Below are 4,584 nucleotides of genomic sequence, written 5' to 3' on the forward strand. Positions count from 1 at the left end.
CGCCGCGTCGGCGCGGTGTTCGAAAACACCAAGACCGCAGACGGCGAAGTCTTTCTCTCGATCAAGCTGGATTTCCCGGTGGCCGTGACAGAACTGGTGGCCTTCCAGTCCAAACCGAAAGACGGCGAGGATGGCGATCACGCGTAAGGCCCTTCGGACCAGGGGCGGCAGCAGCCGCCCCTTTTCACGTTGCCGCTCGCGCGTTGTCCTGGGCCGCCGCGGCGCGCTCGTCATTCGCTTTGGCGCAAACGTCACTCAGTCCTGACCTGTCGGGTGTTCTTGAACCCGCCGTTCGCTGCGGGACGCTTGAACTGGGAAGGTGCGGGACTTCGCCAGCATTCGCCGCTCTGCCCATGAACGGCTGCTTTCCTGTCATTTGGGACTTCACGCTCTCCCGCAAACGACCCCGGCAGTTGCATGGCTCAAGCGTCAAGAGCAGGCCTGAGGAAAACCCAGTCACTTCTGCTTTCCCAGGTGCCATACCTGCTCGACCGGGTAGTCCTTGGCCCAATCTGCGGGTATGGCCGCGCGCGTGCCTGATACCCACTCCGGTGCGTAGAGTTCCTGATACTTCCTGACGGTGAATCCGATGTCTGCGAACAAATCCATCCACGACGATAGCGTCAGGTTGAAGCACACGCCCGTCGGCTCATATTCGACCTCCGTCCAGTCCGCCCCCCACATACCGCGATACGGGCGATGCAGCGTCCGGTCGGCGGGCGATCCGTCAAGGGGCGAACAGATCAACGAAAGCGGATGGTTGCCAAGGAACACCAGCCGCCCCCCCGGCCGCAGCAGTCGCCATGCTTCGCGCAGCCACTTGTCCGGCGGACACCAGATCGAAGCGCCGTATTCCGAGATCGCGAAGTCGAACGAAGCATCCGGCAGACCGGTTGCTTCGGCATTACCCTCGATGAAAGCGATATCTGCTCCCTGTTCTGCCGCGAAGTGACGCGCGGTGGCCAACTGTTCGGTGGAGATATCGACTGCCGTGACCCGCGCACCGCGACGAGTCATCCAGCCCGACACGTAACCTGTCCCGCATCCGAGTTCGATTGCATCCATATCCGTCATGTCAGCGGGGAGCAGGTTCAGGCCATCGTCGGGAATTCCCCAGTTTCCCCATACCGGGGTCTCGAGGCTCCAAAGTCGTTTGCCAACGGAGACCCAGTTGGGCGCGTCGGCATCCCAAACGCCTCGATTGATCAACAGGTGGTCGCGAGTCATCGCCTAGTCTCCGGTTGCTCATGGGGTTTGTTTTATTACACTTTCCGTGCCTTGATGATGAGCGATGCCATGCCGAATTCTACTGCTCCGCTGTCAACTGTGAAGGGTTCGAGCACGGACAACGACTCGTTCAGGAGCCGCTCGAACTGTTCATCGTTTAGCACACCGCCGAGCGTCCAAGCGCAGGCGCGTTCCGTCGACACCAGGGCGTCGATCGATTTGAATCGAACCTTTCCGTTTCGGCGGACGACCTCTGCATGCGAGAGACCTGCTTCTCTGCAGATCGCTGTCAGTTGTCCGGCTTCGCCGAGGCTGAACGGAGCCCGGAAGGCATTTCCCGCCTCTTTTCCGAACAGACGGTCGAGCAAAAGCGCGAATGCGCCGTAACCTGGCGAGTTCTCAACAGCGTCGCACACAGCAACCGCAAGACCACCCTTCGGCTTCAGCACCCGCATCATCTCGGCGAGCGCTTTTGGCTTATCCTCAAAGAACATGAAGCCGAACTGGCTGACGACGGCATCGAAACTGTTGTCGGGAAAAGGTAGAGCCTCGGCGGCGCCCTCCAGCCACTCGATCTGCGCGGGCTTTCGGCGCGCGACTGCCAGCATTTCCGGATTTACATCCAGCCCGACCACCGACCCCGACGGGCCAGCGATGTCTGCGGCGGCAAGTGTTAGCGCGCCGGTCCCGCAGGCCACGTCGAGAATCCTGTCGCCTTCGCGCACACTGGCTTCCGCACAGACGACCTGCCCCCATTGCGCGAAAAGGGCCGGCACGAACTGCGCATCGTAAACCTCCGCCGGAGGGCGCGCTTTTTCCTGAATATCCATTGGTTTCCTCCTTTTTCCGCAGCACCGAAGCACTCTGGCTGGTTATACCACTGCCCGCACGTTATCTTGTGTTATGACACATACCCATGACCAGACGTCCTTGTCGCTTGCCGGATCGTCCATGATGCAGCTCCGGTCGCGCCCCATGGCGGATTCGGATGAGGGCGATCTGCCTATTCTCTGCCAAGAGACCACAGCCGATCCCCTGTCGGACGTCCTGCGCGTGGTGAAGCTTACCGGTGCGGTCTTCCATCTGGTGGAAGCGTCGTTCCCTTGGGGTGTGGAGGTTCCGGGTGCGAAGGACTATTCCTCGATCATCCTGCCCCGCGCACAGCACGTGATTTCATACCACATCATCCTGAAAGGCTCCGGGTGGGTCGAGATCCCCGGCGTTGCGTCGACCTCGTTCGAGGCCGGCGACATTCTGGTTCTTGCGCATGGCGACCCGTACTCACTGCTTAGCACGCCGGAACAAACGCCGGAATATGATCAGGAGGCGACCATCGCCTTTTTCCGTGAGTGGATGGGCGGCAAGCTTCCCTTCATCACCCGCGAAGGCGGCGGCGGCAGTGGTGGTGCTGAATATATGTGTGGATTCTTGGGTTGCGACATGCGCCCGTTCAATCCGGTACTCTCAACACTTCCGCGCCTGCTGCGCGTCAGGTGGGCAAGACAGGGCGAGCAGGATCTGCTGGGCCGCCTAATTGACCTGACGCTCACCGATGCGCGCCTGCCGCGCATCGGCGGCGAAGCCATCCGCTTGCGGCTGAGCGAGCTGATCTTTGTCGAGGTGATCCGGCTATGCCTGGATTCCCTGCCCGCGCATGGGACCGGCTGGCTGTCGGGCCTGCAAGACCCGGCGATCGGCAAGGTGCTGACGATACTTCATGAACGTCCTGCATATCCCTGGACTCTCAACCTTCTGGCCGAAGAGGCGGGCATGTCGCGTTCCGCCATGACGGCGCGCTTTACCCATTTGATAGGTCATTCTCCTATCCAATATCTGACACTCTGGCGCATGCAGATTGCCGCGCGGCTTCTGGCCGACAGCCCGAAGAAGGTGGCCGCCGTGGGACAGGAGATTGGCTACGGGTCCGAAGCGGCCTTCAGCCGAGCGTTCAAAAAGGTTGTGGGTGTGTCTCCTGCCGGATGGCGCAGGAAGGCCGCCGATTTCGGCGAATGATCGCGGGCACGGCTGTTCGCACTCGGAATTCTGTATCTGATGCGACACATGCCACGCTCTTCCAGGACGATCGTGTTGCACGGATCGACTCCAATTCGGAACGCGCCCTACCCGAGACGGAATTCAGGCGGTGCGTTCGAAACTGGGGCGACCAAGTTCGGTCATCCGGTTCAGCACGCGGACACCAATCCTGGCCTCCATTTTCTGGTTCTCAAAGCTGCGCGCTTTTAGCTTCGACCCGATGACGGCCTTCCAACGACCCATCAAAGTTTCACCTCGACTGCGCTGATTGTAGCCCGATGTCTTCTGCCAAGCTATGCGTCCGTACGCCCTAATTTCGGTAATTTGGCGATCGCGGATCGTCGGATTCCGGGCGGCGTCCGAGCTCAGCATTGCGTTTTTGGGTGGTGGGATCGCAATCTCAATTCCTTCGCCAAAGCGCTCGAGCAGAAGATCGCACGTTGGGTCGCCGTCGTAGGCACCATCCGCTAGAAACAGGTCGGCGGGGCCATCAATTTGATCCAACAGACCTAGCAGCGCGGTGGAATCTCCGACGCCATCGGTGGTCAAATCGGAGCAGACGATCTCGCCGCTGACAAGATCGAGACCGAGGTGCAGCTTGCGCCAGGACCGCCGTTTGCGCTTGGTTTTATGCTTCTCCTCTAGCCACTCGCCCGCATCGTGGATCTTCAACCCGGTGCTATCCCTTGCCTGGCAGGCGATAAATATCGCCGAGAAGGGACGACCAACTGGTTTCCCGCTTGGCGGCCGGCCTGCGGCTGAGCGCGCAATGTCAGGCCGTGGCTCCGGCGCGACAAGGTGGAGAAACTGGGCACCGCGATTTCGACCCCCAGCAGCTTGGCAATCGAACACATCAAGCCTTGGGTTTGACGCAACGGTTGCCGGAACACCATGCCCAGGGTCAAGCAGGTCTCAATCGCCAGATCTGAATAGACAGGCTGTCCACCCGGCTTCGTCCTGCGAGGCGCCGACCACAAAGCGAGCGCCTCTTCGCTAATCCAAACAGTCAGATCCCCTCGCCGCCGCAAGCTTTCGTTGTACTCAGCCCAATTCGTCACCCGATGCTTTTGCTTGGGGATCTTGTCTCGGCGATCAGCGTTGAACTTGTGCGGCATCTACAGCATCCTGAACGGAAAAGACCGCATCGATATCAGCGGTGGGGCGATCCATGCAACAAAACCAATCAGAGATCACATGTTGAGACCCAGATCGGCCGTTGGAAACAAGTCATCGGTGATCGCCTGCAAGCGCGTGATTTTGACAATCAAATCGCTGAAGCGCAAATTGCCTCAAAAGCACTCAACCGCACGACAGCTCTCGGTC

Annotated in this window: 3 protein-coding genes and 2 pseudogenes; 2 read left to right on the forward strand and 3 right to left on the reverse strand. The window is 60.1% G+C overall.

Going from position 1 to position 4,584, the window contains the following annotated elements; translation table 11 throughout:
• Window positions 1-456: 456 nt before the first annotated feature.
• Window positions 457-1,227 (reverse strand): methyltransferase domain-containing protein, encoded by a 771-nt coding sequence (locus ABJO75_RS00600; protein ID WP_348129378.1) that lies wholly within the window; start codon window positions 1,225-1,227, stop codon window positions 457-459.
• 35 nt (window positions 1,228-1,262) lie between these two features.
• Window positions 1,263-2,057 carry a class I SAM-dependent methyltransferase gene (locus ABJO75_RS00605; protein ID WP_348129381.1) on the reverse strand — a complete coding sequence of 265 codons (795 nt, stop codon included), beginning with the start codon at window positions 2,055-2,057 and terminating at the stop codon, window positions 1,263-1,265.
• A 145-nt stretch (window positions 2,058-2,202) separates the two neighbouring features.
• On the opposite strand from ABJO75_RS00605, the gene ABJO75_RS00610 reads away from it, so the two are divergent.
• On the forward strand, window positions 2,203-3,240 hold the full coding sequence (locus ABJO75_RS00610) for an AraC family transcriptional regulator (protein WP_348129383.1): 1,038 nt from the start codon (window positions 2,203-2,205) through the stop codon (window positions 3,238-3,240).
• A gap of 123 nt (window positions 3,241-3,363) precedes the next feature.
• Here ABJO75_RS00610 and ABJO75_RS00615 read toward each other — a convergent pair.
• Window positions 3,364-4,376, reverse strand: a pseudogene (locus ABJO75_RS00615) (IS5 family transposase).
• On the opposite strand from ABJO75_RS00615, the pseudogene ABJO75_RS00620 reads away from it, so the two are divergent.
• Window positions 4,323-4,584 (forward strand): annotated as a pseudogene (locus ABJO75_RS00620) (hypothetical protein); the annotation flags it as partial. The pseudogenes ABJO75_RS00615 and ABJO75_RS00620 sit on opposite strands and share 54 nt — an antisense overlap.

The sequence above is a fragment of the Sedimentitalea sp. genome, assembly GCF_039973035.1.
Taxonomy (GTDB): Bacteria; Pseudomonadota; Alphaproteobacteria; order Rhodobacterales; family Rhodobacteraceae; genus Sedimentitalea.